We start from the raw sequence: 25,818 nt of genomic DNA on the forward strand, positions 1-25,818 counted from the left end.
CTGGCATGAATACAATTCGGTTAATTAATCTGAGCTCAGATCACTTATTCAAAGCGACTCTTACCGCTTCAATCCGTCTCTTTTCTTGTTCATCACGTATTGCCGGGCCTTTAAATCCATCCTTAATGATGCTCTGAACATCTACGGCGGCTGCGGCTTGATAAGCGCGGGTAAAAATCTCAGCTTGAGGATAAGGCTTCTCTTCTAACCCTTTTCGACCAGCATGGTCAGCCTGACAACATATTAAAATATCTTCTAAGCGCTCAGCTTTGCGCCACACATCGAATTTGTTGAGTATTTTTATGATGGTTTGCGGCTTTAACTCGGCCGCACGATGGATATTGGAGTGCTGTTCGCACACTATCAAGGCTAAATCACGAAACTCATTCGGTACACGGACACGTTCGCACAGCTTTTTGATCAGTTTTAATCCTGTATGACAATGCATTTTGTGGCTTGGCCATTCGCTCTCTGGTGTTACCCCTTTGCCTAAGTCATGCACTTGAGCGGCAAATCTGACGGGGAGTGAGTCACTCAGTCTTGCAGCTTGCTCTGCCACCATCAAAGTATGGATGCCCGTATCGATTTCTGGATGCCATTTTTCTGGTTGAGGTACGCCAAATAGTGCATCAATTTCAGGTAAAACAACGGCCAATGCACCACAATCTCTTAGAACCGATAAGAAAATATCAGGGCGAGGAGTGGAAAGAGATTTATGCCATTCTTGCCAAACACGCTCGGGAGTCAGTGTGCTCAGCTCTCCAGATTCTGCCATGTGGCGCATTAACTGCATGGTTTCGTCGGCAACCGTAAAGTTTAGATCAGCCAGCTTTGCTGCGAAGCGAGCGACACGTAAAACGCGTAGAGGATCTTCGACAAAGGCGTCTGAGACATGGCGTAGCAGTTTATCGTTGAGATCTTTCTGGCCGCCGTAAGGATCATGGAGCTTACCTGCATCATCCATTGCCATTGCATTAATGGTTAAATCACGACGAATTAAATCTTCTTCTAAGGTGACACTTTGATCAAAGAAACACTCAAAGCCAGTGTAACCAGAGCCTGATTTTCTTTCTGTTCGCGCAAGTGCATGTTCTTCTTTGCTTTTTGGGTGCAAAAATACAGGAAAGTCTTTACCAACGGCGGTGTACCCTTGGGACAGCATCGTCTCGGGAGTCGCACCTACGACCACCCAGTCGTTGTCATAACTATCAATTCCGAGCAATTTATCTCGAACTGCGCCACCTACTAAATAAACTTGCACGAATTACCTCTTAATTTATTGATATGCCGTTGGACATTGTAGCAAGCAATGGTACTTTTCTTTACTCCCGAGAGTAGATGCAGCTATGTTTATATTATATCTGACTATTTCCTGGTGGTTTTTTAGCTGGAGAGCCTAATGTATAAGGACTTTTTTGGGTTTGTAGAACAACCATTTTCGATTGTTCCAAACTCGCGTTATTTGTATTTAAGCCAACGTCACAAAGAGGCAATCACACATCTCCAAGCCGGGTTAGGCGATGGCGGTGGTTTTGCTATGCTTACTGGCGAAGTGGGTACAGGCAAAACGACCGTCGCAAAAGCGATGCTGGCGAATTTAGGTGATAACACCAAAGCGGGTCTGATCCTAAATCCCACGTTTTCGAGTCGAGACTTGCTCGAAGCTATTTGCGATGAATTCAAAATTACTTACCCGCCAGATGCAAACCTCAAACAGCTAAACCAAGTGATTCACAAATACTTGCTGCGTAATTATCGCTCAGGCTGGCAGACATTGCTGGTCATTGATGAGGCTCAACACCTTGCTGCCGACGTTTTAGAGCAGTTACGTTTGTTGACCAACTTGGAAACCGATACCAGAAAACTGCTCAAAGTGTTGTTGGTTGGACAGCCTGAATTACAGCGGTTATTACAAACAACGCAACTACGCCAGCTCGCTCAGCGGATTACTGGGCGTTATCACTTGTTGCCGTTGGATGAAAAAGAGACAGAAGATTACATCGCGTTTCGATTACATACGGCAGGTGGTGACCAACAACTGTTTAATCGTGCTTCTTGTAAACTCATTGCCAAATACAGTCACGGCATCCCGCGCTTGATTAATCTTATCTGTGATAAATCTCTCAACATCAGTTATCACCAAGGTAATGTGGTGGTGGATAAGCAAACCGTTCAGCAGGCCTGTGAAGAGGTGATGCAGTTTCAGGCAGATATTTATCAGCAAGATAAAAAAGAGCGCCGTACTTTCAGCTGGCCTGCTTGGGGCTCTGTCACGGTGGGTCTTATTGCGGCATTAGGTACGGGGTGGGCGGTCGTGAATTATATGCCAGCTCAAGCAACGTCAGTGTTGGCGCAAGTGACCGCACCAAGAGAGGAGCTAACGCCAATAGTCGTCAACCAACAATTGACAGATGATCAGCGTGACTTATTGTTAGCACAAAAACAGTCGAATCTCGCCGTGAATGATTTGTATCGTTTGTGGGGTTATCAAGCATCGGTTCGCGACAATCTTTGTTTATCAGAACCCCAATCGACCATGCGTTGTGAGCGTAAAATGGCGACCTGGCCGCTGCTGATGCAACAAAATCGCCCTGTAATTTTGGAGTTGAATTATCAAGGTGATGTTGGGTATGTCATTTTGTACGCCGTCGGTAATGACAAAGTCGAAGTGCTCAATGGCAAGCAGCGTCTGCGTCTGCCTATTTCGTGGCTAAAGCCGATGTGGCAAGGCAATATCATTGAACTGTGGCAAGCGCCGTTGAAAGAGACATTACGTTTAGACATGGAAGGCCCTGCGATCGAAGTATTAGACCGACTATTAGCAGAAGCGGTAAGTGAGCCACTGCTTGAAACGTCTATTTTTGATGGTGCGATGAAAGAGCGCGTTGAGTTATTCCAACGTTGGCAAGGTATCGGGGTCGACGGCATTGCAGGTAAGCGGACGCTAGATCGTCTTCAACAAAACGTGCAGCCAGATGCGCCTCAACTGGCACGAATCGAGAAGGAGGACGCATAATGTCAGCCATGAAACATATTGGTTTGTTCTTGTTGCCGATCACCGTTGCTGCAATCGGAGTTGCTTGGTATTTAGATCTCCTTACGCCTCATGCTGAAGCTAGTACTTCCGCCCCTGAGGCTAAGATGGAAGCGGAACAACCGTTCAAAGCATTGGACTATCCTGAAACTACTCAGTTGGCGCAATTGCCAAGAGAGTGGCCAAGTGCAGAGCTGTCTCGTGATTTTGGTACGTTTGCAACATCTGATGAATACGTGAGTAATACAGCAAACAAAGACGAGATAGAAACATCTGTATCAACTCAAGGCACTTCAGTAGTTGAAGAGGACCTAGGTTTGTCTCTGGACGATCTTGACTTGTCCTCATTATCTCCTGATTTGGCGCGAAAGGTCGAAAATGCGTTATCCCGAGATGATACGTCTTCACCACAAACGGTGCGTGTGAACGATTTAGAGCGCAACGCTCACCAGTGGCAAGGTCGTCTTCCTGCGCTCAATTTGCAAACCCACATGTACGCCAGTGATGAAAATCGCCGCTGGGTGAAAATTAACAATGTTGAATATCATCAAGGAGACGTTGTTGATGGGCAGGTCACATTAAGAGAAATACAACCGCAAGCGGTGATTGTCGAGTTCCAAGGTGAGCAAATTCGTATCCCAGCGTTGTATGAGTGGAAAGGGTAGCCGTTTTTTATAGTAAATCATCAAGCCAGCGAGGTCATGTCGCTGGCTTTTTTGTTTCTCATAAGGTCTTTTTTCATCTATTTGAGTGATGATTTTTAGGGACTCACACAAGCTAAATATAGCTTTTCTCAGTCGTTTAAATTACATCAATATCAGTCATGTATTAGTAGAATGACTCCAGTCAGCGTTGTGTAAAAAAGCACCATATTGACGAACTTCGTCATCACGACCTGGTCCACGTTAGACCCCATGAAATAACAGGAGTCTACACAGAGACACATGCGTATTCTGATTTTTTCTTTAAGTGTTGTTGCGTCGTTAAGTTACGCAGCAAAGCCTACCCCTTTCCCTATAACACCAGATAATAACGGACAAGATTTTATGGTCAGCGCGACCAACCCTTACGTGAGCAGCACTGGTTATTCAATATTGAAAGAGGGCGGGAACGCCGTTGATGCCATGGTCGCGATGCAGATGGTGATGTCTGTGGTTGAACCGGATATGACGGGAATTGGCGGCGGTACTTTCGCGCTGTTTTATCAACATGACAAGCAGAAGTTTTTAGCCCTTGATGGGCGAGATGAAGCGCCGTCTAGCGCTCACCCTGAGATGTTTATTGAAAATGGGAAAGCACTCAGCCGCGATGAAATTTTGGGGCCTCGCTCCGTTGCAGTGCCGGGCACCTTACGTCTGCTTTATTCCACTCATGAGCAATACGGCAAATTACCATGGTCTGAGTTGGTTCAACCTGCGATTAAGCTCGCGCGTGATGGGTACGCGATGAACAGCTATACCTATGATATCGTCGTGCGAGAGCAATCCCGTTTGGCTCGCGATCCAGAAATTAAAGCCTTGTATTGGCAAGATGATGAAGTGAAGCCAACAGGGACGTTAATGAATAACCCTAAAATGGCTGAGACGCTAGAGAAAATAGCTCAGCAAGGCGATCGCTATTTGTATAGTGGTGCACTTGGTCAACATATTGTTGATACGGTGAATCGTCGTATTAACGATCAGCATGAGAAATTGTCGTTAGAGGACTTTAAAAACTATCAGGTGAAATCTCGCGATATTATTGAAAGCGATTATCGAGGCAACAAAATCGTTTCGTTTGGTTACCCGGCCTCTGGCGGTGTGATGGTTGCTCAAAGTCTGAAATTGCTGGAGCCGTACGATATATCTCAGATGGCATTAACTGATGTAGAGCCTTGGCGTTTAATGACCGAGGCGATGCGCTTAGCAAAAGCTGATCGTATTGCGTATGCAGGAGATCCGGATTATGTGGAAGCACCAGTTGAACAATTGTTATCTAAAACCTATTTGGACCAGAGACGTGATTTAATCCCTGATAATGGCACCTCGAAAGAGAATCCAAAAGCCGGACAGATAACGCAAACTCAGTATGCGCAATATCAAGGCTTCGAGAGCAAAGATACAGGGCATATTTCTATCGTCGATAGAGATGGAAATGCAATAGCGATGACTAGTACGGTAGGAACGGGTATGGGATCTGGTGTCATGGTTGATGGCGTTATCTTGAATGCACAAATGGCAAACTTTGCACCTCAACCAACGCTTAACGGTAAGCCTACTCAAAACTCGATTGAAGCGGGCAAGCGTCCCCGCTCAGCCATTACGCCATTAATGGTGATGGACAGTGATGATAACTTGCGTTTGGTTGTCGGTTCACCAGGAAGTTCGCAAATCCCGGGGTATGTACTCAAAACCGTGGTTGGCGTGCTGGATTGGAACTTATCAGCGCAAGAGGCCATTGACCTACCAAATATCCAGTATGGCACCAAGATAGATCGCACTAAGCCGTATGACCCAACAGGCTTGCTGGTGGAAAAGAAAACCTTCGCAGAAATGTTGGTGCCGGAGTTTATGGCGCTTGGCTACCCAGTACACGTTATTCCAGTGGTAAGTGGTTTGAATGCAATTGAGCTAAAAGATGGTAAGCTTTATGGCGCAACGGATCGTCGTCGAGCGTCTAGTTCAATGGGGGAGTAGTGCAGATTTCCGTAAAACTAAGTAAACAAAAAAGCCAGTCGATATAGACTGGCTTTTGCATTCTTTTTTATAGATAAAAGGGCGAAGGACTTATGCCCAACCCGCAGGTGAACGTTTTCTACGAGGCATGACATGCGGAAGAATCAAACCAAATAGCAAACCTAAACCTGCAACACCGCCGCCATAAGTGAAGTACTTAAGCAGCATGTCATCTTTTTGTGTATCCAGTTTAGCGCGCAGCTCGCGGTTTTCTGTTTCAACAGAAGTAAGCTGATCGCTGATCTCAGAGTATTTATTCTCAAGATCGGAAATTTGTTGGTTACGCGTTTCTAGAGAGGTAACAAGGCCGGCTTTCTCTGCATCAGATGTTTTACGAGCGTTAGCAAGCTGCTCTTTCACTTCTGCTAGCTCTTTCTCAATGCGAGGAAGGCGAATCGCCATACTTTCTTGGTTTGTCACAAACTTGCTTTGTACCCAACCAGTACGACCTCGGTCATCACGAACTTGCGTATAGCCAGTATCTCGGTTGGTTTTAATCAGTTGTACTTTAGAACCGGCATTAACACTACCAATAATACGGTAGGTGTTATTTGGACCTGAGTGCATAAAAGTGAAGAGGTCATCAGAAATATAACGGTCTGCTGCTAGGGCCGCTGGCGCTGCTAGCAAAGTAAACAAAACCGTGATGATTAGTTTTTTCACAGTAAATCCCTTAACGATTTTTCTTGGAGACAGCGTTGGCACCGAATGATTGGAGCCGGAAATAGACGAATAGTATGCAGTTTCAAACTTCGGTGCAACAAAGAAGGGAGGCAAAGCCTCCCTTTCTGTGCGTTTGAGTCAATAATGACAAAGCGCTTACATTCTATTGACGAGTGTCTTAAGCGAACATCGCTTGAAGTCCGTAGAAGAATACAACGGCCAATAGTGCACCTGCTGGTAGTGTAACGATCCATGATGCCACGATGTTACGAACCACGCCCAGGTTTAGTGCCGCGATACCACGAGCAAAGCCAACACCGAGAACCGCACCAACCAATGTTTGAGTGGTTGAGATTGGCAGACCAGTACCAGAAGCTAGAACAACAGTACAAGCGGTTGCTAGCTGAGCTGCAAAACCACGGCTAGGAGTTAGCTCAGTGATACCTGTACCAACGGTTGCCATTACTTTGTGACCCAGTGTCGCAAGACCGACCACGATACCAATACCACCAAGAGGTAGAATCCACCAAGCGATGGTGCTTTTCGTGCTGATTTCGCCCATGTGTTCAACAGTCGATACTACAGCTGACAGTGGACCAATGGCGTTTGCAACGTCGTTTGAACCGTGTGCAAATGCCATTGCACAAGCGGTGATAACCATCAGAACGCTGAAGATACCTTCCACGCCAGAAAAGCTGCGGTCTTCTTCGCGATTAGCGAATTTTTTCTGGATGTATACGTAGCCGCCAACCATCACGAGTGCTGAAACTGCTGCTGCCCACATCCAAGCTTCGCCATTGGTTAGGTGAAGACCTACGTGTTTTAGACCTTTTTTGATAGTTACAAGTGCAATCACCATTGTTGTGATGAACATGTAAACAGGAACAAAACGTTTGGCGTTGAATAACGGGTTCTCAGTATCAAAAATCAGACGTTGTGCGCTGACAAAGATAACGTAAGCAAAGAAACCTGAAATCACTGGTGTAATAATCCAGCTACCAACAATGCCTTGAACGCTGCCCCAGTCAACCGCTTCAGTACCTACTGATACGCATGCAAAACCAATGATTGCACCGATGATTGAGTGAGTCGTAGATACTGGCCAGCCCATGTAAGAGGCAAGAAGTAACCATGTACCCGCAGCCAAAAGAGCAGACATCATACCGTAGACAAGAACGTCAGGTTGACTAGCAAATAAAGAAGTTTCGATTACACCTTTACGGATAGTGTCGGTTACTTCACCGCCTGCAAGGTAAGCACCTGCAAATTCGAAGATCATCGCAATGATGATAGCTTGTTTTACGGTTAGCGCTTTTGAACCTACTGATGTACCCATCGCATTAGCAACGTCGTTCGCGCCAATACCAATCGCCATCATGAAACCAAAAATCGCTGCAACAATAATCAGGACAGTGCCGTAGTTCGCAAGGATATCCATCGTAATACCTAGTTGTTTTATAACAAGCGGAACAAAATTTTACGCGCGCCAAACCATAAGACGATGAAAATAGTCATCGTCCCTATGACACGTGTTCATTATGCTCTTCGTTATGTCGTTAACTTTATGTTTTAAGATCGAGATAGCATGACTTCCAAACGAGCACCTACGCGCTGCGCTTGGTCGGCAATACCACCTACCCATTCAAGAATCTTGTACAAGAACATGACATCGATAGGGTTCATGTCAGACTCAATCGCCATCAACTGTTGACGAAGTTCAATCTGCATAGCATCGGTATCATCTTCGATGACATCTAATTGATGAATCATTTCAGCGACGAGCGTCACTTCACGACCTTTGAAGCCGGTTTCTAGCAATTCATCAAGTTCATTGATTACCTTTTGCGCCTGATCGGCCGCATCAAGACAACGTTGAACGTAAGCGAGGAAGTTTGGTTGGAGAGCCTCAGGAATGACAAGTTGACGACCATATACACGGCCAGCAATGTCTTTTGCCAGGTTTGCAAGTTTGTCCTGCTGAGTCAGAAGCTCAAGCATGTCAGTACGGTCTACTGGCATGAACAAACCGCGAGGCAGTTTTAGACGGATTTCACGTTTCAGCACGTCCGCTTCTTTCTCTAGGTGAGAAATTTGTGCACGGATTTCAGATGCTTTTTCCCAGTCACCCTTTGAAGATACTTCAAAGAATTTCACCAAGTGTGAACAACATTCGTTGACACACACAACGTGGCGTTGCAAAGGCTTAATTGGGGACTTTGCAAATAACCCCATAATTGTATTTACTGGCATGGTCATTCAACCTAATAACTATAACCTTAAAAAAACATACACCATTTCTGAGTGCTTGGCGAAATGTTGAACGATGGCTATAAAGGCGCGCATGGTAACGCATTAAATCGCTCATTAAAACTGTTTTAGATCATCATTCCGGCGATATTTCTCTCTTGCCGTGCGAGAAATTACGCAATATCCTGTTTCTATCTGCTTTGAAAGGTATAGCTATGGAAACCGAAATAGAACTGAAGTTTTTTGTTTCTCCTGAATTTTCAGAAACTTTAAAAGAAAAAATTTCTGAGACAAAAGTACTTCAGCATAGTTGTCGTGACTTGGGTAACACCTACTTTGATACCGCCGATAAATGGCTGAGAAAGCACGACATTGGTTTAAGAATTCGCCGTTTTGATGATGTATTCGTCCAAACCGTAAAGACAGCAGGACGTGTCGTCGCAGGCTTACATCAAAGACCAGAATACAATGCTGAGCAAACTAGCGACGAGCCTAATCTGTCGCTTCATCCTGTAGACATTTGGCCGCCAGGTAAAGACGCAGCAACGCTGCAATCTGAGCTTATGCCGTTATTCTCGACCAACTTCACACGTGAACAGTGGCTGATTGGCATGCCAGACGGTAGCCAAATAGAAGTGGCGTTTGACCAAGGTATGGTCGTCGCCAAAGGTGAAGATGGGGAAGAGAAACAAGAACCGATTTGCGAAGTTGAACTGGAACTTAAATCGGGCCAAACCGATGCCCTATTTACACTAGCACGTAGCTTTTGCGAGCAAGGTGGCATGCGTTTGGGTAACTTGAGTAAAGCGGCGAAAGGCTATCGACTTGCAAGTGGCTATGCAGGTGATGAAGTAAAATCGTTGGCGCTTGTGGACAGTAGCCCGACGGATACCGTTGAATACTGCTTGATCAACTCTTTAGAACACGCCCTATCTCACTGGCATTATCACGAGCAAATTTATGCTGAGCGTGACAATGTGGAAGCGCTACGTGAAATCAGCAATGCCATTCGTTTTATTCGTCAAACATTGACCATTTTTGGTGGTGTTGTCCCTCGTCGCGCGAGTGCGATTCTGCGCCAAGAGCTTAAATGGTTGGAAGAAGAACTGAGTTGGTTGGATGAGCATGCACACCTTGAAGAGCTCTTAGATGACAAAGGCAATGTGCTGCGTAAGTTGGATGCGCGTAAGTTCTTAGTATCTGAGTTGACTCAGCAGTTACAAGAGCTGCCAAGCCGTGAAGAAGTGCTAGGGTTGCTCAATTCCGCGCGTTACACCGGGTTATTGCTGGATCTTAGTCGCTGGATCTTAGCGCGTGGCTGGCAGCCGTTTCTTGATGAAAAAGCGCGCGAAAAAATGGCAAGTAATATCATGCCGTTTTCAGTCACTCAGCTCGATCGCACTTGGGCAGAACTAATGGAAGCTTTCCCTGCAGAGCGCGACCTGACGGCGCAAGAGTACGTTGATCAGCGCTATCGCTTGCTGCGTAACCTCTATACCGGTATTGGTTTCGCGAGTCTATATAACTCGGATGAGCGTAACAGCTTCCGTTTGCCATGGGCGGATCTGGTGCATGGTATTGATGATCTGCTAATGCTGAACCACTTACTTCCGTTGGTTGATATGTTGGAAGACGCAGAAAAAGAGCAGTTAGAACGCTGGTTGCACCGTCAAGAGCGTTCAATTTTGCATGCAATGGATCAAACCCGAGCGATCAGTGTAGAAGTTCAGCCTTATTGGCGTGAATGATCGTTCTGGTGATAATGACAAAAAATAGGACCGCATGGTCCTATTTTTTTGTCTTTGTTTTGCTTTGTTGCAGCTCTTGTTCTATGAAGTCGAGTCGTTCTAGTATTTGCGCTTGTTGGCTTAGGAGCTGCTCGAGCATACGTTCTTTATTGATTGAGCTGTGCGTCTGTTGTTTTGTCGGGGCAGTAAGGATAGAGGTGATAAGACCCGAAATCATACCAAAGATCCCCACACCACAAACAATGATGATGACGGCTAAAAACTTTCCTATTGAGGTCACCGGATAATGATCGCCGTAACCAACGGTTGAGATCGTTACGAATACCCACCACAAAGCATCGGCGCCAGTGCGAATATTCGCTTCTGGGTTTTTCGCTTCGATAAACAGCATGGCACTAGAACCGAGCGTAATGAGGATCACCATCAACAGTAATATTGAGGCGACCGTGGTTTCGCGGCGGTTCTCTTTGAGCTGATGCAAAATGAACTTTGACGAGCGCAGTACTAATACCACTCGAAGAATATGAAAGATACGAGCAAAGCGCAGTGGCTCTATTAATGGGATGCTCGCCACGAAATCTATCCAATGACGTTTAAGAAATAACCACCGATCTGTGGACCGGATCAAATCAATGGTGAGCTGTAATAGAAAAATACTACAGATTATGAAATCCAGACCGATAAGAACTTGACGGGTTTCGTGATCGATCGGGAAAAACAACAAGCCAGAGATCACAAATAGTGCCATAAAAGACAATATTAGTGACAACAGGCCCATCGGTCGTGTGCTGTCTTTGATATCATTGTTTTTCATACGAAGCTCGAAATAAATCGCGTAACCACGCTAAACGCGAACATAACTATAAGTAATATAAAGATTATAGATAAAGACTATATAAGACTCGGTGGAGAACTGACAATGGAAAAGCTGGCATTTAAGCCATGGGAAAGGGTCATATCCGACATTCGACTGGTTCCTAAAATGGTCATGTTGATGGTCTTCAGTACTGTCCTGATAGTGGCAAAACAACTGTGGGACGCGAACACCTTTTACGATTCACTTTTAGCGGCGACACAAAACGCGCAAGTTGCCCAACAGCATTACGAAGCATACTTAACGCAAGTTGCTTGGCAAACCGCCTTATTGATTGTGGTTTTTGTCGTGCTCTTATTAGCGGCGGCTAGAGTGATGCTGCGTCAAACGCAGTATCTGAGCGACGCGATCAAACTGATGGCGAGCAAGAACCTCTCCGTGCCATTTGGTATGGATTGTAAAGATGAATACGGAGACGTGGCACGTGAATTAGAAAAGACACGTCGCCAACTGCACGATGTGATTCAAATGCAAATCAACGCTTCTGATGAGTTATCCACACTCACGGAAGTGATGACGCTGAGCATGTCGGAAACGAAAGAGTCGGCGCAAGAAGAGTTTAACGAAATTGACCAACTTGCGACGGCGATGAGTGAAATGTCGTCGACGGTACAAACCGTCGCAGAACATGCTCAGACGGCGTCTTCTCTTACAGAGCAAGCTTCCGCACAAGCGATTTCTGGTCAACAGTTCTTGCAAAGTACGATGGCGAAAATGAGTGAACTCTCGTCGGACATCGCTTCATCGGCGCAGGCGGTTAACCAGGTCGAAGAACGTGTTGAATCCATTGGTAGTGTTGTGGGTACGATTCAAGGTATCTCTGAACAAACTAACCTGCTTGCACTGAATGCGGCTATTGAAGCTGCGCGAGCTGGCGAGGCGGGTCGTGGTTTTGCGGTGGTTGCAGATGAAGTTCGTAACCTTGCACAGCGTACACAACAAGCGACGGTAGAAATTCAAGAGATGATTGCTCAGCTGCAAACCAGTGCAGAATCTGCTGTAGAACTCATGGAGAAAAGCGTAGTGGAAGCGGCCGATGGAAACGAGCTGGTTTCTAATGCTGGATCTGAGCTCGATGGTATTGTTGGGCAAGTGACGCAAATTAATGACATGAACTTCCAGATCGCGACGGCGTCTGGTCAGCAAAGTAGTGTTGCAGAAGAGATGAGTCAAAACCTCACCAATGTACGTGAGCTGGTGGAAGCCTCGGTTGTGGTTGTGACAGAGCTGCTAGAAACTTCTGAAATGATGCAAAATAATGCTGGCGAGTTAGACAAGAAGATCAAATCTTTCCAAGTTTAATATTCTATCCAGAACTTTTGATAAAACGCCCACAAACCTTTTGTGGGCGTTTTTATTTGCTTTAAGTCTGGTATAAAGAATGAGTTACCGTGCTTTTCAAACAAGGAAGAAAAATGCAGCTGCCTTCGCCACTGATTTCTATCGCTGAATCTGCCGTACAAAATGCTCAAGAGGCAGGTTATTTTCCCCTTTGGCCAGATGAGATTGCGCAGCAATTTCGCTATGTGGCGGGCTTAAGCCAGTTTATTACCGAGACCATTCATCGCGATGAAGTTTTAGCCCGTGAGTTGCCAAGCATGTTAGCGCAATCAAGTCGTCAAGAATCTTACCGCTCACGTCTTGCTGCACTGTTGGGACAATGTCCGGATGAGATGTCTGGTCATCGCGTGTTGCGTCAGTTTCGCAACCGAGAAATGGTGTACATTGCGTGGAAGGATTTCACGCATACATGGTCGCTAGAAACGTCTTTAAGCCACTTATCCGAGTTGGCTGAAGCGATGATTTTTGAAACCTATCAATGGCAATATCAAGCGTGTTGTCAGGAGTGGGGAACGCCGACGAGTGAGGAAGGTGAAGTTCAGCCGATGTTGATTATCGGCATGGGGAAACTGGGTGGTGGCGAGTTAAACTTTTCTTCCGATATCGATCTGATTTTCACGTATCCAGAAAACGGTGAGACTCAAGGCGCGCGCCGCAGCATTGCCAATGCCCAGTTCTTTACTCGTCTTGGTCAACGCATCATCAAAGCGCTCGACCAACAAACCTTCGATGGCTTCTGTTACCGCGTAGATATGCGTTTGCGTCCGTTTGGTGAGAGTGGTCCATTAGTCATGAGCTATGCGGCACTAGAGGATTACTATCAAGAACAGGGACGTGACTGGGAACGTTACGCGATGATCAAAGCTCGAGTGATGGGGTGCGAAATGTACCCGCAATACCAAGAGCTACGCCAAATGCTGCGTCCTTTTGTTTTTCGTCGCTATATTGATTTCAGTGCGATTCAGTCTTTGCGTCGGATGAAATCGATGATCAGTAGTGAGGTTCGCCGCCGAGGTTTGAACAACAACATTAAGTTAGGCGCAGGTGGCATCCGAGAAATTGAATTTATCGCCCAAGTTTTTCAATTAATTCGAGGGGGGCGCGAGCCTTCTCTTCGTAATCGAGGGTTGTTGGAAACGCTGCAAGGCATTGAAGAGCTGGCGTTACTCACTTCGCAAGAAGTCAGCAGTCTAGAAGCTGCATACAAGTACTTGCGTCAATTAGAAAACTTGTTGCAAGCGATGGCGGACAAGCAAACCCAGACGCTGCCTGATTGCGAAACCGAACGCTTAAAGCTCGCTACCGCGATGCAAATGACCTCTTGGGACCAACTGATTGAGCAAACTCAGCAGCACATGGCGAATGTCCATCAAGTATTTGAGTCGTTAATTGGTGATGATGAAGAAGATGAGGGCACTACGGTTGCTCGTCATTTTCATGAGTTATGGGATATGGCGAACAAACAAGATGTGCTTGAACATATCTTGCAGCAGGATATTCAGGTTGAAGACTTTGCTTCATGCGCGAAAACCATCATCAACTTTAAAACCGATCTAGCTAAAAAAACGTTAGGACCGCGTGGACGCGAAGTGTTAAACCGTTTGATGCCGAAGGTGTTTGATGCGGTGTTTGCCCACCCTGATGCACAGTTTGGTTTACCGCGAGTGCTGCATTTACTGCACAATATCTGCACTCGTACGACTTATCTGGAGTTATTGGATGAGCACCCAGCGGCTTTAGTACAGCTCGTGCGTTTGTGTACCGCAAGCCCAATGATTTCAGAGCAGCTATCTCGGTATCCGATCTTACTCGATGAGTTGATCGATCCTGCGCAGTTGTACAATCCAATCCCATTAGACAGTTACCGTACAGAGCTGCGTGATTATCTGGCCCGTATTCCAGAAGATGATATGGAGCAGCAAATGGAAGCGTTGCGTCAGTTTAAGCAAATCTGCATTTTACGTATTGCGGCGGCGGATATTGCTGGTGCATTGCCGGTGATGAAAGTGAGTGATCACTTAACCTATTTGGCGGAAGCTATCGTTGATGCGGTGGTCAGTCAGGCTTGGTTGCAGGTGTCCGAAAAATACGGCGAGCCAACGCATGTGAAAGATCGTGAAGGCAAGGGTTTTGCCGTCATTGGCTATGGCAAAGTCGGTGGCTGGGAACTCGGCTATAACTCCGACTTGGATATCGTCTTCATGCATGACTGCCCAGTCAATGTCTATACAGATGGCAAAAAGGAAATCGACGGCCGTCAGTTCTACCTTCGCCTAGCGCAGCGCATCATCCATATTTTCTCGACTCGCACCGCTTCCGGCATTTTGTACGAAGTCGATACCCGCTTGCGCCCATCTGGCGCGTCAGGTTTGTTGGTTAGCCCAACCGATGCGTTTGACGATTATCAGCATCAAGAAGCCTGGACATGGGAGCATCAAGCACTTGTGCGCGCGCGCTTGATTTATGGCGATGAACCCCTTGCCATTGCATTTCACAATACGCGACATGATGTGTTGTGCAAAGCGCGCGATCGGGCGGAACTGAAAAAAGCCGTTGTCGAAATGAGAGAGAAAATGCGCGGTCATCTTGGGGGGAAAAAGCCCGGCCGTTTTATGCTCAAGCACGATGTGGGAGGGATTACCGATATCGAATTTCTCGCTCAGTACTTAGTGCTCAACTATAGTCACGATAAGCCGAAATTAACGCGTTGGTGTGATAATGTGCGCATCTTTGAAACGCTCATTGCACAAAATGTCATGGACGAAGACCAGGCAATGCAGTTGATACGTGCCTACACGACAATGCGAAACGAAATACACCGAAGAAATCTACTCAATTTAGATGCTGATGTGGTGGAAGATAAGTTTGTTGCCGAAAGGGAGTGGGTAAAACAGGCTTGGAATCAGTGGTTCAGTTAAGACCATATATTTAGCCTCGATAAGGGCTGTGATAAACTCACTTCGATTTAATTTTTGGAGACCAATAATGAAACCAATTCTACCTGATTACAACAGCGCTGGTGTGCTCATCATCGGTGATGTCATGCTAGATCGTTACTGGTATGGCCCAACCGGACGTATTTCTCCTGAAGCGCCGGTTCCTGTTGTAAAAGTAGAAAACAATGAAGAGCGTCCTGGTGGTGCTGCGAACGTTGCGATGAATATCGCATCACTAGGTGGCCATGCTCACATTGTTGGTCTAACAGGGGAAGATGAGCCTGCAAAAGTGCTGACGGAGACGCTGAGCTCACTCAATGTGAAATGCGATTTCGTTGCACTGCCGGATTACCCAACGATTACGAAGCTTCGCGTAATGAGCCGTGGACAACAGCTTATTCGTCTCGACTTCGAAGATAAGTTTGAAAACACGGATTCTGCACCTGTGCTATCGCGTATGGATGCCGCTCTGCCAAACGTTAAAGCCGTGATTATGTCTGACTACGCAAAAGGCTCGTTAGAGCATGTTCAGGCATACATCCAAAAAGCGCGCGCAGCAAACATTCCAGTTTTCATTGACCCTAAAGGTGCGGATTTTGAACGCTACCGCGGAGCAACACTCTTAACACCAAACATGAAAGAGTTTGAAGATGTCGTTGGCAAAGTAAAATCAGACCAAGAGCTGGTTGAAAAAGCACTTCAGCTTGTTGAAGAGTTTGATTTTGAAGCGCTACTGGTTACGCGTAGTGAAAACGGCATGACGTTGATCCGCCGTGGTCAAGAGCCATTCCACCTTCCGACTCAAGCGAAAGAAGTGTACGACGTGACAGGGGCTGGTGATACGGTGATTTCTGTACTTGCAGCTTCAGTTGCGGCGGGTAAATCCTTCGAAGAAGCGTGTGCACTAGCGAATGCTGCGGCAGGCGTTGTTGTTGGTAAGCTTGGTACCTCGACCTTGTCTGAAATTGAACTAGCAGAAGCGGTACATGGCAGCCAAGACACGGATTACGGTGTGATTTCAGAAAAAGCGCTGATTGAAGCAGTGAAAAAAGCACGTGCACGTGGCGAGAAAGTCGTTATGACAAACGGCTGCTTTGATATTCTTCACGCTGGGCATGTGTCTTACTTAAACCATGCTGCTGAACTTGGTGATCGCCTGATTGTTGCGGTGAATACCGATGAATCAGTGAAGCGTCTTAAAGGGCCTGGTCGTCCTGTGAATCCAACCGATCGCCGCATGGCGGTATTGGCAGGTTTGGGCGCTGTGGATTGGGTAGTACCATTTAGTGAAGATACGCCGCAACGTTTGATCTCGGAAGTTCTGCCAAGCTTGCTAGTAAAAGGTGGTGACTACAAACCAGAAGAGATTGCTGGTGGTAAAGAAGTCATTGCTGCAGGTGGCGAAGTTCGTGTATTGAACTTTGAGGATGGGTGCTCAACCAGTGAAATCATCAATGCAATCAAAGGCGGTAAGGGCTAAGCCTACGATTTGTTGGCATTGAAACACTATTTGTTTGTAAAAGGTCGCCAAGTGCGGCCTTTTTGATACTTGATGTTCTGAGATACTTTTCGTCTCTTAACTGCAAGCAATAAAAAACGCCAGCTGATAAATCAACTGGCGTTTTTATTTATTGAGAACTGAAGCATTCAGTCAGCAATTATTTTGCTGCTTTCAAACCTGCATCAACGTCTAAGATGTCTTGTTCGCTTAGCGTACCAACGGCTTGGCGTAGCTGAAGAACACTTAAGATGTAGTCGTAACGAGCGTTCGATAGGTTTTTATTCGCATCGTATAGACGACGAGTTGCGTCTAGCACGTCAACGATAGTACGAGTACCCACATCAAAACCTGCTTCTGTTGCTTCTAGTGCAGAGCGCGCAGAAATAACGGCTTGCTCATAAGCACGTAGTGCGCCGATAGAGGCGTTAATGTTGTTGTTTTGTGCGCGAACATCTTTTACTACGCTACGGTATTGTGCTTCAAGATCTTCACTTGCAGCCACGTACGCGTATTCAGCCTGTTTGGTTTGAGAGGTGACGTTACCACCCGTGTATAGCGGCACCGCAAGGTTCACACCGATATTGAAGTTGTCTGTGGTGTTGTCACGAGAGCTATGAGACGTATCACCGTAGTTGTAACCACCGTCTAGAGACAGCGTTGGTAGATGACCAGAACTTGCTAGTGAAATATTGTCACGTGCGATATCTTGAAGAATACGTGAAGACAGCAAGGTCAGGTTTTTGGTTTTTGCTTCGTCAATTAGCGACTCAGCAGGCACGGTCGATGGGCTAGCAGTGAAGCGGCGAGTGTCCAAGATGTTGAGATCTTTGTGTTCTTGACCGGTAATTTCACGTAATGACTCGTAGCTGTTAGTCAGTGCGTTTTCTGCTAACACTTCATCCGCCAGTACTTGGTCGTACTGAGCTTGCGCGTCGTGTACGTCAGTGATCGCAGATAAACCTACTTCAAAACGCTGTTTTGTTTGCTCTAGTTGACGACCCACTGCGGCTTTTTCTGCACGGACGAAAACAAGGTTGTCTTGTGCGCGTAGAACTTCAAAATACGCTTGTGAAACACGAAGAATTAGTGCTTGTTGAGTCGCAGCGTAAGTTGCGTCTGCTTGGCGAGCACTTTTCTCAGCGGTATCTAGCGAGATCCAAGATGCGCGGTTGTAAAGTGCTTGTGAAAAGCTAACACCAGCGGTTAGAGCGTTGGCATCGTTTGATACGTCATTGACTAGATTTGAGTCGTATTCAGTATCACCACGAGTTAAGTTGTAACCTGCTGTTAGGTTAATTTGTGGTAATAGAGCACTACGGCTTGAGGTGATTGCTTCGAAAGCTTGGTCACGTTGTGCTGCTACACTGAGCAATTGTGGATCATTTTGTTTTGCTAAGTCGTAGATTTCAGCCAAAGAGTCTGCGAACGCAGACGTACTCATGCTACCTAGCGCTGCACTGATAAATAGTGGAAGCAATTTTTTCATTTTCTATTCCCGCGGTCAATAGATTGGTTAATTCTCAGTAGTTTAACTCAATTTGCACGATATTTACTCTAAAGTTTGCACTTTTTTACACGTAATTATCCAGTCGTGCAATAAATTTTCACCAAAGACTTAAATTAATTTGTAACTATTGTACAAAAAGTTGAGCCAAGTCCTTTGAGCAAGCGAATAACAATGAGTAAACTACAAGATTCACTCAGAGAGGTGTCGAATGCAACAGTGTGACAAACAACAAAAGGATTTTACTTCGCAAGATGTAAAAGTCATCTCGAAAGAAACCTTATTTGAAGGCTTTTTCAAAATGGTGAAATATCGCTTTCAGCATAAGCTATTTGCTGGAGGTTGGAGCGAGGTTGTTGAACGAGAAATGTTCGAGCGTGGTCATGCTGCAGCGATGCTTCCTTATGATCCAAATACGGATCAAGTGGTTATCATTGAACAGATTCGAGTAGGAGCCTTAGAGCATCAACACCCATGGCAGCTAGAGATTGTCGCGGGTATGATTGACCGTGATGAATCAGCCGAAGCCGTCATTCGCCGAGAAGCTGTCGAAGAGGCGGGGATACAAGTGGGGCGTGTTGCGCCAGTCACCTCTTATTATCCTTCAGCTGGCGGTTGCTCGGAAAAGTTGGACGTATTTGTTGGTGAAGTGGACGCATCTAAAGCGCACGGCATTCATGGTTTAGACTATGAGAATGAAGATATCCGCGTACATGTTTTGAGTCGTGAGCAAGCATATCAATGGGTGAAAGACGGAAAATTTGAAAATGGTGCGTCGATTATTGCGTTGCAATGGTTGCAATTAAACCATCAAGAGTTGAAGTCACAGTGGGGGCAACCCCAAATGGTGGAGAGTAAGTAATGGCACAAGTGGCTGAAAAACAGAGGTATCATGTTGATTTAGCGGGTCTAATGAGAACCTATGAGACCAACTACGCTAAATTGAACGCCTTATTGCCTGCTTCTGCCGAAGTTGGGGATGTACGCTGCTATCAAGCGGCGAACATGGTTTACCAACTGACCGTGAATGAAATCACAAAATACACCACAGTTGTTGAGATATGTCAGAGTGATGAAACGCCAGTGTTTCCTTTACCGACGATGTCTGTCAGGCTTTATCACGATGCGAGAGTAGCCGAAGTATGCTCAAGCGGAGAGTTCTCTCGCATAAAAGCTAAGTATGATTATCCCAACGACCAACTGATGCAGAAAGATGAAAAGCATCAACTAAACACATTCCTCGGTGAATGGCTGACGTTTTGTTTACGAAGTGGTATCAGTAGAACACCACTTGCCTTCAATTGATCGTCACGTCACTAAAGGAAAATAACAAATAACGATATAGTGGACGAATCAGGTTTTCATTTTGCAATCATCTAGTGACAGCATCAAACTTTTACAAATTACGGATACTCATCTGTTTGCTGCCGATGAGGGAAGTTTGCTGAGCGTAAAAACGGCCGATAGCTTTAACGCTGTTGTTGCTGATGTTTTACGCCGCAACGTGACGTTTGATTACATCTTGGCGACAGGGGACATTTCCCAAGACCATAGTGCAGAATCTTACCAGCGCTTTGCCGAAGGCATTGAACCGCTAGAGAAAGACTGCTTTTGGCTGCCTGGTAATCATGACTACAAGCCCAATATGGGCAGTGTATTACCTTCGCAACAAATCAAAGCGGCAGAGCATGTATTGCTTGGCGCGCATTGGCAGTTGGTTCTTTTAGACTCGCAAGTTGTTGGCGTTCCCCACGGACGCTTGAGTGATCAGCAGTTAGGATTACTCGAAGAAAAGTTAGCAGAACACCCAGAAAGGCACACACTTGTGTTGCTGCATCACCATCCATTATTGGTGGGAAGCGCGTGGCTTGATCAACATACCTTAAAAGATGCCGAAGCGTTCTGGCAGGTTGTCGATCGTTTTGATAACGTGAAAGGCATTCTCTGTGGTCATGTTCATCAAGACATGAATGTGCTTCATAATGGCATTCGAGTGATGGCAACACCCTCGACGTGTGTTCAGTTTAAGCCTAACTCGGATGATTTTGCCCTCGATACGACTTCGCCTGGTTGGCGTGAACTGCAGCTGCACGCTTGTGGTGATATTACGACTCAAGTGGGCCGACTTCCTGATGGCCAGTTCCAACCAGACTTCTCTTCTAACGGATACTAACGCGCCCGAGCTCTATGTTCGGGCTCGCTTTTTTGTGCGAGATATCTATGAGTAAACCTTCACTTCTTCTGTATATCCATGGCTTTAACAGTTCTCCACTCTCAATGAAAGCCAATGTGATGAGAGCATACTGCGAGCAGCATCGTCCTGATATCAAAGTGATTGTTCCCCAATTACCTTGTTATCCTCAACAAGCGGCGAAATTGTTGTTGGATATCATCGAGAAATATAAAGACGACTATAACATTGGTCTGGTGGGCAGCTCATTAGGCGGCTTTATGTCAATGTGGCTAAATGACAAGTTTGGATTTAAAGCGGTTGTGGTCAACCCCGCGGTTAAGCCCTATGAGTTGTTAGTAGATTATTTGGGTGAGCAAACTAACCCTTATACGCACGAAACCTATACACTTGAAGCTTGTCATATTGACGAGTTAAAAGCACTTGATGTACAAAGCATCGCGTCGCCACATTCTTTCTGGTTGTTACAGCAGACAGAAGATGAGGTTTTAGACTATCGACAAGCGGTAGATAAGTTTGCAGACGCTAAGCAAACAGTAGAACAAGGCGGTGATCACAGTTTTGTAGGCTTTGAGCGTTATCCTGCACAGATTATCGAATTTCTAGAACTGTAATTCGAAAGCGATTGGAAAAGGCTCATAGTTTTTATTGATATATCCAACCGTTTCTTGACATGGGCGGTATGCTTTCCGACTATGTTTTGCCAAAAGATCTTAAGGGTCGAGGACCCTGGCTACTTTGTTATGCATCATGTTTACAAGCACTTAGTGATGTGAACAGGGTGGCTTTTTCGTTTCCTGAGTATGGGTTCACCCATTGGTGATATTCAGGTAACAAGTAAACTTTGAGAATAATTCCGTATTATGACTGAACAATATAATGCTGGTGCCATTGAAGTACTGAATGGCTTAGAGCCAGTACGTCGCCGACCAGGGATGTATACGGATACAGCGCGCCCAAACCATTTGGGCCAAGAAGTTATCGACAACAGTGTCGATGAAGCGCTAGCCGGACATGCCTCAAAAGTACAAGTCATCCTACATGCCGACCAATCACTAGAAGTGATCGATGATGGTCGAGGCATGCCTGTTGATATCCACCCAGAAGAGAAAGTGTCAGGCGTAGAGTTAATCCTATGCAAGCTGCACGCAGGTGGTAAGTTCTCTAACAAAAACTACCAATTCTCTGGTGGTTTGCACGGGGTAGGTATTTCGGTAGTAAACGCGTTGTCAAAACGCGTTGAAGTAACCGTTCGTCGTGATGGCCAAGTGTATGAAATTGCATTTGAGCACGGTGATAAAGTCTCTGACCTGACCGTAACCGGCACGTGTGGTCGTCGCAATCGCGGTACCAGCGTGCATTTCTGGCCTGATGCGAAGTACTTCGATTCGGCTAACTTCTCTGTTACGCGCCTAGTCAATAATCTGCGCGCAAAAGCGGTTTTGTGTCCGGGTTTAGAAATTACATTAACCGACAAAGTTAATGGTAAAGACTATAAGTGGTACTACGAAGACGGTCTTAAAGACTATCTTGCGGAAGGCGTAAAAGGCTACCCAGTTATTCCTGAAGAACCATTTACTGGTGAGTTCTTGGCGGATACCGAAGCGGCAAACTGGGCGGTAATTTGGCAGCCAGAAGGTGGTGAGATGATCACCGAAAGCTACGTTAACCTGATCCCAACCGCTCAAGGTGGTACGCACGTTAATGGTCTACGCCAAGGCTTGTTAGAAGCGATGCGCGAATTCTGTGAGTTCCGTAATCTATTACCTCGTGGCGTGAAGCTCACGGGTGATGACGTTTTCGACCGCTGTTCTTACGTGTTGTCGGTTAAAATTCAAGATCCGCAATTTGCAGGCCAGACCAAAGAACGTCTGTCTTCTCGTCAAACCGCGGCATTTGTCTCTGGCGTAGTCAAAGATGCGTTCAGTCTTTGGTTGAACGAAAAGCCTCAGCTAGCAGAGCAATTGGCAGAAGTCTGTATCGCTAACGCGCACCGTCGTATGCGTGCAGCGAAAAAAGTCGTACGTAAGAAAGTGGCGTCCGGCCCGGCACTGCCAGGTAAGTTGACCGACTGTTCAGCACAGGATTTAAGTCGCACTGAAATCTTCTTTGTGGAGGGTGACTCTGCGGGTGGCTCGGCAAAACAGGCTCGTGACCGTGAGTTCCAAGCCGTGATGCCATTGCGTGGTAAGATCTTGAACACGTGGGAAGTCTCTGCTGACCAAGTATTAGCATCTCAAGAAGTACACGATATTTCAGTGGCTTTGGGGATTGATCCTGACAGCGATAATCTTGATGGTCTTCGTTACGGTAAGATCTGTATCCTTGCCGATGCGGATTCGGATGGTCTTCACATCGCAACGCTGCTTTGTGCACTGTTCACTCGTCACTTCCGTGCACTGGTTGAAGCGGGTCATATCTATGTGGCGATGCCGCCTCTGTATCGAATCGACTGCGGGAAAGAAGTGTTCTACGCCCTCGATGACGATGAAAAAGATGGCATTTTAGAGCGCTTGTCGAAGAAGAAAGCCAAAATCAACGTGCAACGATTCAAAGGTCTGGGTGAGATGAACCCACTTCAGTTGCGTGAAACCACCATGGATCCGAACACGCGTCGCTTAGTGCAGTTAACCATTGACGACTCTACGGCGACCATGGAAATGATGGACATGCTGCTAGGTAAAAAGCGTGCAGATGACCGTCGTTCTTGGCTACAAAACAACGGCGACTTGGCAGAGGTGTAACGGATGTCTACAGAAATTACCTACGATGGCGTCGAACAGTTGCCAATGCGCAAGTTCACTGAAGACGCTTATCTGAACTACTCGATGTACGTCATCATGGACCGCGCCTTGCCATACATTGGTGATGGCTTAAAGCCGGTTCAACGACGCATCATTTATGCGATGTCAGAGCTTGGTCTCTCTGCATCAGCAAAATACAAAAAATCTGCACGTACCGTTGGTGACGTGCTAGGTAAATACCATCCGCACGGTGATTCAGCGTGTTACGAAGCGATGGTATTGATGGCTCAGCCATTCTCTTACCGCTATCCATTAGTGGATGGTCAAGGTAACTGGGGTGCGCCAGATGACCCGAAATCATTCGCGGCAATGCGTTATACCGAAGCAAAACTGTCTAAGTTTGCTGAAGTGTTGCTGGGCGAACTAGGCCAGGGCACGGTTGAATGGCAACCTAACTTTGATGGCACAATGAAAGAGCCACAAATGTTGCCAGCACGTCTGCCTCATATCCTGCTTAACGGTGTAACCGGTATTGCGGTTGGTATGGCAACAGATATCCCTCCGCATAACGTTCGTGAAATCGCAGATGCGACTATTCATTTGATCGACAACCCGAAAGCAGAACTGCCGGACGTGATGCAGTATGTTAAAGGTCCGGATTACCCAACAGAAGCAGAAATCATCTCGCCGCAAGCGGATATTGAGAAGATTTACCGCAACGGTCGCGGCAGCATCAAGATGCGCGCGGTGTGGCACAAAGAAGGTTCTGATATCGTTATCACCTCTCTGCCACACCAAGTATCGGGTGCAAAACTGCTTGAGCAAATCGCCAACCAGATGCGTGCGAAGAAGCTACCAATGGTTGACGATCTTCGTGACGAGTCGGATCACGAGAACCCAACGCGTATCGTTGTGGTACCTAAGTCAAACCGCGTCGATTGTGATTTGTTGATGAACCACTTGTTCGCATCAACGGATCTTGAGCGCAGCTACCGCGTTAACTTGAACATGATTGGTTTGGATAATCGTCCTCAAGTTAAAGGTCTGGTGCAAATTCTGTCAGAGTGGATTGAGTTCCGTCGCACGACCGTACGTCGCCGTCTACAACACCGCCTAGACAAAGTCATGGCTCGCTTACACATTTTGGAAGGTTTGTTGGTTGCTTACCTAAACCTAGATGAAGTGATTGAGATCATCCGTACCGAAGATGATCCTAAAGCGGTATTGATGGCACGCTTCGGTATTACCGATATCCAAGCGGATGCGATTCTAGATACCAAACTTCGTCATCTAGCCAAGCTAGAAGAGATGAAGATTCGTGGTGAGCAAGACGAGCTAGAGAAAGAGCGCGAGAAGCTAGAACAGCTACTCGGTTCTGAGCGCCGTCTAAACACACTACTGAAAAAAGAAATCAAAGCGGATGCTGAGAAATACGGTGATGACCGTCGATCTCCATTGGTTGAGCGTGCAGAGGCAAAAGCGCTCACTGAACGTGATCTTGTTCCAAGTGAACCAATCACGGTTGTGCTTTCTGAAAAAGGTTGGATTCGTCACGCGAAAGGCCATGACGTGGATGCAGAAGGCTTGAACTATAAGTCGGGTGATAAATACTTAGCGCATGCGCGAGGTAAGAGTAATCAGCCTGCGGTATTCCTAGGCAGTGACGGTCGAAGTTACTCTCTGGAATCGCACTCGCTGCCTTCTGCTCGTAGTCAAGGAGAGCCGATTACCGGTCGTTTGAATATTACGGCTGGTAGCAGTATTCGCCAAGTGATCATGAGTGAAGAAGATCAGCTGTGGCTGGTGGGCTCTGATGCAGGTTACGGCTTTGTATGTAAAGGCGCGGACTTGCTGTCTAAAAACCGCAGTGGTAAAGCGCTGGTCACTTTGCCGGCTAACTCTGAGGTCATGACGCCAAAAGCGATTGAAGATTTAGATTCTGATGAAATCTTAGCAATCACTAACCAAGGTCGCATGCTGCTGTTCCCAATCAAAGACCTGCCACAACTGGCGAAAGGTAAAGGGAATAAGATCATCAATATTCCTGCTGCTAAAGCAAAAGAGCGAGAAGAAGTACTATCTCACTTAATGTCTTTACCAAAAGGTGCATCGTTAACGCTGTACGCGGGTAAGCGAAAGTTGGGTCTTAAACCGTCTGACCTTGATAACTTCCGTGGCGAACGTGGTCGCCGAGGTGGGTTATTACCAAGAGGTTTGCAGCGAGTCACTCGCATTGAAGTTGAGCTGGATGATTCCGATACGACGGAAGCACCGAGCGATAGCGAGTAACGCACAAATAAAAAATCCCAGCCAATGGCTGG

The 25,818-nt window shown here is 46.4% G+C and carries 19 protein-coding genes; 13 read left to right on the top strand and 6 right to left on the bottom strand.

The annotated features are described in order from the left end of the window. Window positions 1-40 precede the first annotated feature (40 nt). A complete protein-coding gene (locus ACHFJ9_RS09985; protein WP_395356687.1) occupies window positions 41-1,261 on the bottom strand; it encodes a multifunctional CCA addition/repair protein in 1,221 nt (406 codons plus the stop codon). Between the two features lie 138 nt (window positions 1,262-1,399). Between ACHFJ9_RS09985 and ACHFJ9_RS09990 the strand changes: the two genes are divergently transcribed. The 3 genes from ACHFJ9_RS09990 (at window position 1,400) to ggt (ending at window position 5,709) form a co-directional block, all read left to right on the top strand. After that, entirely contained in the window at window positions 1,400-3,016 is a 1,617-nt protein-coding gene (locus ACHFJ9_RS09990) for an ExeA family protein (protein WP_395356689.1), read from the top strand. Then, entirely contained in the window at window positions 3,016-3,699 is a 684-nt protein-coding gene (locus tag ACHFJ9_RS09995) for a general secretion pathway protein GspB (RefSeq protein ID WP_256949910.1), read from the top strand. Before ACHFJ9_RS09990 ends, ACHFJ9_RS09995 begins: the two co-directional genes overlap by 1 nt. A 279-nt stretch (window positions 3,700-3,978) precedes the next feature. Then, window positions 3,979-5,709, top strand: a complete 1,731-nt coding sequence (gene ggt, locus ACHFJ9_RS10000) for a gamma-glutamyltransferase (RefSeq protein WP_395356691.1) — start codon at window positions 3,979-3,981, stop codon at window positions 5,707-5,709. 90 nt (window positions 5,710-5,799) lie between these two features. Here the strand turns inward: ggt and ACHFJ9_RS10005 are convergent, their stop codons facing one another. The 3 genes from ACHFJ9_RS10005 to ACHFJ9_RS10015 form a co-directional block, all read right to left on the bottom strand. Next, window positions 5,800-6,411: a TIGR04211 family SH3 domain-containing protein gene (locus tag ACHFJ9_RS10005; RefSeq protein WP_031780509.1), complete on the bottom strand. Its 612-nt coding sequence runs from the start codon at window positions 6,409-6,411 to the stop codon at window positions 5,800-5,802. A 178-nt stretch (window positions 6,412-6,589) separates the two neighbouring features. Then, the gene (locus ACHFJ9_RS10010) at window positions 6,590-7,849 is read right to left on the bottom strand and encodes an inorganic phosphate transporter (RefSeq protein WP_005395948.1); all 1,260 of its coding nucleotides are present in this window, start codon (window positions 7,847-7,849) and stop codon (window positions 6,590-6,592) included. A 131-nt stretch (window positions 7,850-7,980) separates the two neighbouring features. Further along, window positions 7,981-8,661 carry a TIGR00153 family protein gene (locus ACHFJ9_RS10015; RefSeq protein ID WP_031780508.1) on the bottom strand — a complete coding sequence of 227 codons (681 nt, stop codon included), beginning with the start codon at window positions 8,659-8,661 and terminating at the stop codon, window positions 7,981-7,983. 212 nt (window positions 8,662-8,873) lie between these two features. On the opposite strand from ACHFJ9_RS10015, the gene ACHFJ9_RS10020 reads away from it, so the two are divergent. Then, window positions 8,874-10,406 (top strand): CYTH domain-containing protein, encoded by a 1,533-nt coding sequence (locus tag ACHFJ9_RS10020; RefSeq protein WP_395356694.1) that lies wholly within the window; start codon window positions 8,874-8,876, stop codon window positions 10,404-10,406. 40 nt (window positions 10,407-10,446) lie between these two features. Here ACHFJ9_RS10020 and ACHFJ9_RS10025 read toward each other — a convergent pair whose 3' ends face one another. After that, the gene (locus tag ACHFJ9_RS10025) at window positions 10,447-11,220 is read right to left on the bottom strand and encodes a potassium channel family protein (RefSeq protein WP_104974514.1); all 774 of its coding nucleotides are present in this window, start codon (window positions 11,218-11,220) and stop codon (window positions 10,447-10,449) included. Window positions 11,221-11,325: 105 nt separating this feature from the next. Here ACHFJ9_RS10025 and ACHFJ9_RS10030 point away from each other — a divergent pair, with 105 nt between their 5' ends. The 3 genes from ACHFJ9_RS10030 to hldE all read left to right on the top strand — a co-directional run bounded on the left by ACHFJ9_RS10030 (window position 11,326) and on the right by hldE (window position 17,037). Further along, window positions 11,326-12,582, top strand: coding sequence for a methyl-accepting chemotaxis protein (locus tag ACHFJ9_RS10030; protein ID WP_005395942.1), 1,257 nt, complete (start codon window positions 11,326-11,328; stop codon window positions 12,580-12,582). 113 nt (window positions 12,583-12,695) lie between these two features. Continuing rightward, a complete protein-coding gene (gene glnE / locus ACHFJ9_RS10035; protein WP_395356697.1) occupies window positions 12,696-15,539 on the top strand; it encodes a bifunctional [glutamate--ammonia ligase]-adenylyl-L-tyrosine phosphorylase/[glutamate--ammonia-ligase] adenylyltransferase in 2,844 nt (947 codons plus the stop codon). A 67-nt stretch (window positions 15,540-15,606) separates the two neighbouring features. Next, complete coding sequence (gene hldE, locus ACHFJ9_RS10040; RefSeq protein ID WP_012842166.1) at window positions 15,607-17,037, top strand: bifunctional D-glycero-beta-D-manno-heptose-7-phosphate kinase/D-glycero-beta-D-manno-heptose 1-phosphate adenylyltransferase HldE; 1,431 nt, start codon at window positions 15,607-15,609, stop codon at window positions 17,035-17,037. A gap of 178 nt (window positions 17,038-17,215) precedes the next feature. On the opposite strand, the gene tolC is transcribed toward hldE, so the two are convergent. Next, complete coding sequence (gene tolC, locus ACHFJ9_RS10045; protein ID WP_012842165.1) at window positions 17,216-18,544, bottom strand: outer membrane channel protein TolC; 1,329 nt, start codon at window positions 18,542-18,544, stop codon at window positions 17,216-17,218. Window positions 18,545-18,773: 229 nt separating this feature from the next. Here tolC and nudF point away from each other — a divergent pair, with 229 nt between their 5' ends. The 6 genes from nudF to parC all read left to right on the top strand — a co-directional run bounded on the left by nudF (window position 18,774) and on the right by parC (window position 25,786). Continuing rightward, complete coding sequence (gene nudF, locus ACHFJ9_RS10050; RefSeq protein WP_012842164.1) at window positions 18,774-19,424, top strand: ADP-ribose diphosphatase; 651 nt, start codon at window positions 18,774-18,776, stop codon at window positions 19,422-19,424. Further along, a complete protein-coding gene (locus ACHFJ9_RS10055; protein WP_005395930.1) occupies window positions 19,424-19,867 on the top strand; it encodes a DUF1249 family protein in 444 nt (147 codons plus the stop codon). Before nudF ends, ACHFJ9_RS10055 begins: the two co-directional genes overlap by 1 nt. 61 nt (window positions 19,868-19,928) lie before the next feature. Further along, window positions 19,929-20,735, top strand: coding sequence for a 3',5'-cyclic-AMP phosphodiesterase (gene cpdA / locus ACHFJ9_RS10060; protein ID WP_145473207.1), 807 nt, complete (start codon window positions 19,929-19,931; stop codon window positions 20,733-20,735). Window positions 20,736-20,782: 47 nt separating this feature from the next. Further along, window positions 20,783-21,367: an esterase YqiA gene (gene yqiA, locus ACHFJ9_RS10065; RefSeq protein WP_395356701.1), complete on the top strand. Its 585-nt coding sequence runs from the start codon at window positions 20,783-20,785 to the stop codon at window positions 21,365-21,367. A gap of 249 nt (window positions 21,368-21,616) precedes the next feature. Then, window positions 21,617-23,497: a DNA topoisomerase IV subunit B gene (parE, locus tag ACHFJ9_RS10070; protein ID WP_005395924.1), complete on the top strand. Its 1,881-nt coding sequence runs from the start codon at window positions 21,617-21,619 to the stop codon at window positions 23,495-23,497. Between the two features lie 3 nt (window positions 23,498-23,500). Continuing rightward, window positions 23,501-25,786, top strand: coding sequence for a DNA topoisomerase IV subunit A (gene parC, locus ACHFJ9_RS10075; protein WP_006743360.1), 2,286 nt, complete (start codon window positions 23,501-23,503; stop codon window positions 25,784-25,786). Window positions 25,787-25,818: the final 32 nt, after the last annotated feature.

Origin of the sequence: Vibrio sp. D3, from assembly GCF_043995865.1 — a bacterium.
Classification (GTDB): Bacteria; Pseudomonadota; Gammaproteobacteria; order Enterobacterales; family Vibrionaceae; genus Vibrio; species Vibrio diabolicus.

Coding starts and splice junctions, on each gene's coding strand:
- hldE (WP_012842166.1), top strand. CDS start 15,607: ATGAAACCAATTCTACCTGATTACAACAGCGCTGGTGTGCTCATCATC.
- ACHFJ9_RS10015 (WP_031780508.1), bottom strand. CDS start 8,661: ATGCCAGTAAATACAATTATGGGGTTATTTGCAAAGTCCCCAATTAAG.
- glnE (WP_395356697.1), top strand. CDS start 12,696: ATGCAGCTGCCTTCGCCACTGATTTCTATCGCTGAATCTGCCGTACAA.
- ACHFJ9_RS10020 (WP_395356694.1), top strand. CDS start 8,874: ATGGAAACCGAAATAGAACTGAAGTTTTTTGTTTCTCCTGAATTTTCA.
- parC (WP_006743360.1), top strand. CDS start 23,501: ATGTCTACAGAAATTACCTACGATGGCGTCGAACAGTTGCCAATGCGC.
- ACHFJ9_RS10025 (WP_104974514.1), bottom strand. CDS start 11,220: ATGAAAAACAATGATATCAAAGACAGCACACGACCGATGGGCCTGTTG.
- ACHFJ9_RS10010 (WP_005395948.1), bottom strand. CDS start 7,849: ATGGATATCCTTGCGAACTACGGCACTGTCCTGATTATTGTTGCAGCG.
- nudF (WP_012842164.1), top strand. CDS start 18,774: ATGCAACAGTGTGACAAACAACAAAAGGATTTTACTTCGCAAGATGTA.
- parE (WP_005395924.1), top strand. CDS start 21,617: ATGACTGAACAATATAATGCTGGTGCCATTGAAGTACTGAATGGCTTA.
- yqiA (WP_395356701.1), top strand. CDS start 20,783: ATGAGTAAACCTTCACTTCTTCTGTATATCCATGGCTTTAACAGTTCT.
- ggt (WP_395356691.1), top strand. CDS start 3,979: ATGCGTATTCTGATTTTTTCTTTAAGTGTTGTTGCGTCGTTAAGTTAC.
- ACHFJ9_RS09990 (WP_395356689.1), top strand. CDS start 1,400: ATGTATAAGGACTTTTTTGGGTTTGTAGAACAACCATTTTCGATTGTT.
- ACHFJ9_RS10055 (WP_005395930.1), top strand. CDS start 19,424: ATGGCACAAGTGGCTGAAAAACAGAGGTATCATGTTGATTTAGCGGGT.
- ACHFJ9_RS09995 (WP_256949910.1), top strand. CDS start 3,016: ATGTCAGCCATGAAACATATTGGTTTGTTCTTGTTGCCGATCACCGTT.
- tolC (WP_012842165.1), bottom strand. CDS start 18,544: ATGAAAAAATTGCTTCCACTATTTATCAGTGCAGCGCTAGGTAGCATG.
- ACHFJ9_RS10030 (WP_005395942.1), top strand. CDS start 11,326: ATGGAAAAGCTGGCATTTAAGCCATGGGAAAGGGTCATATCCGACATT.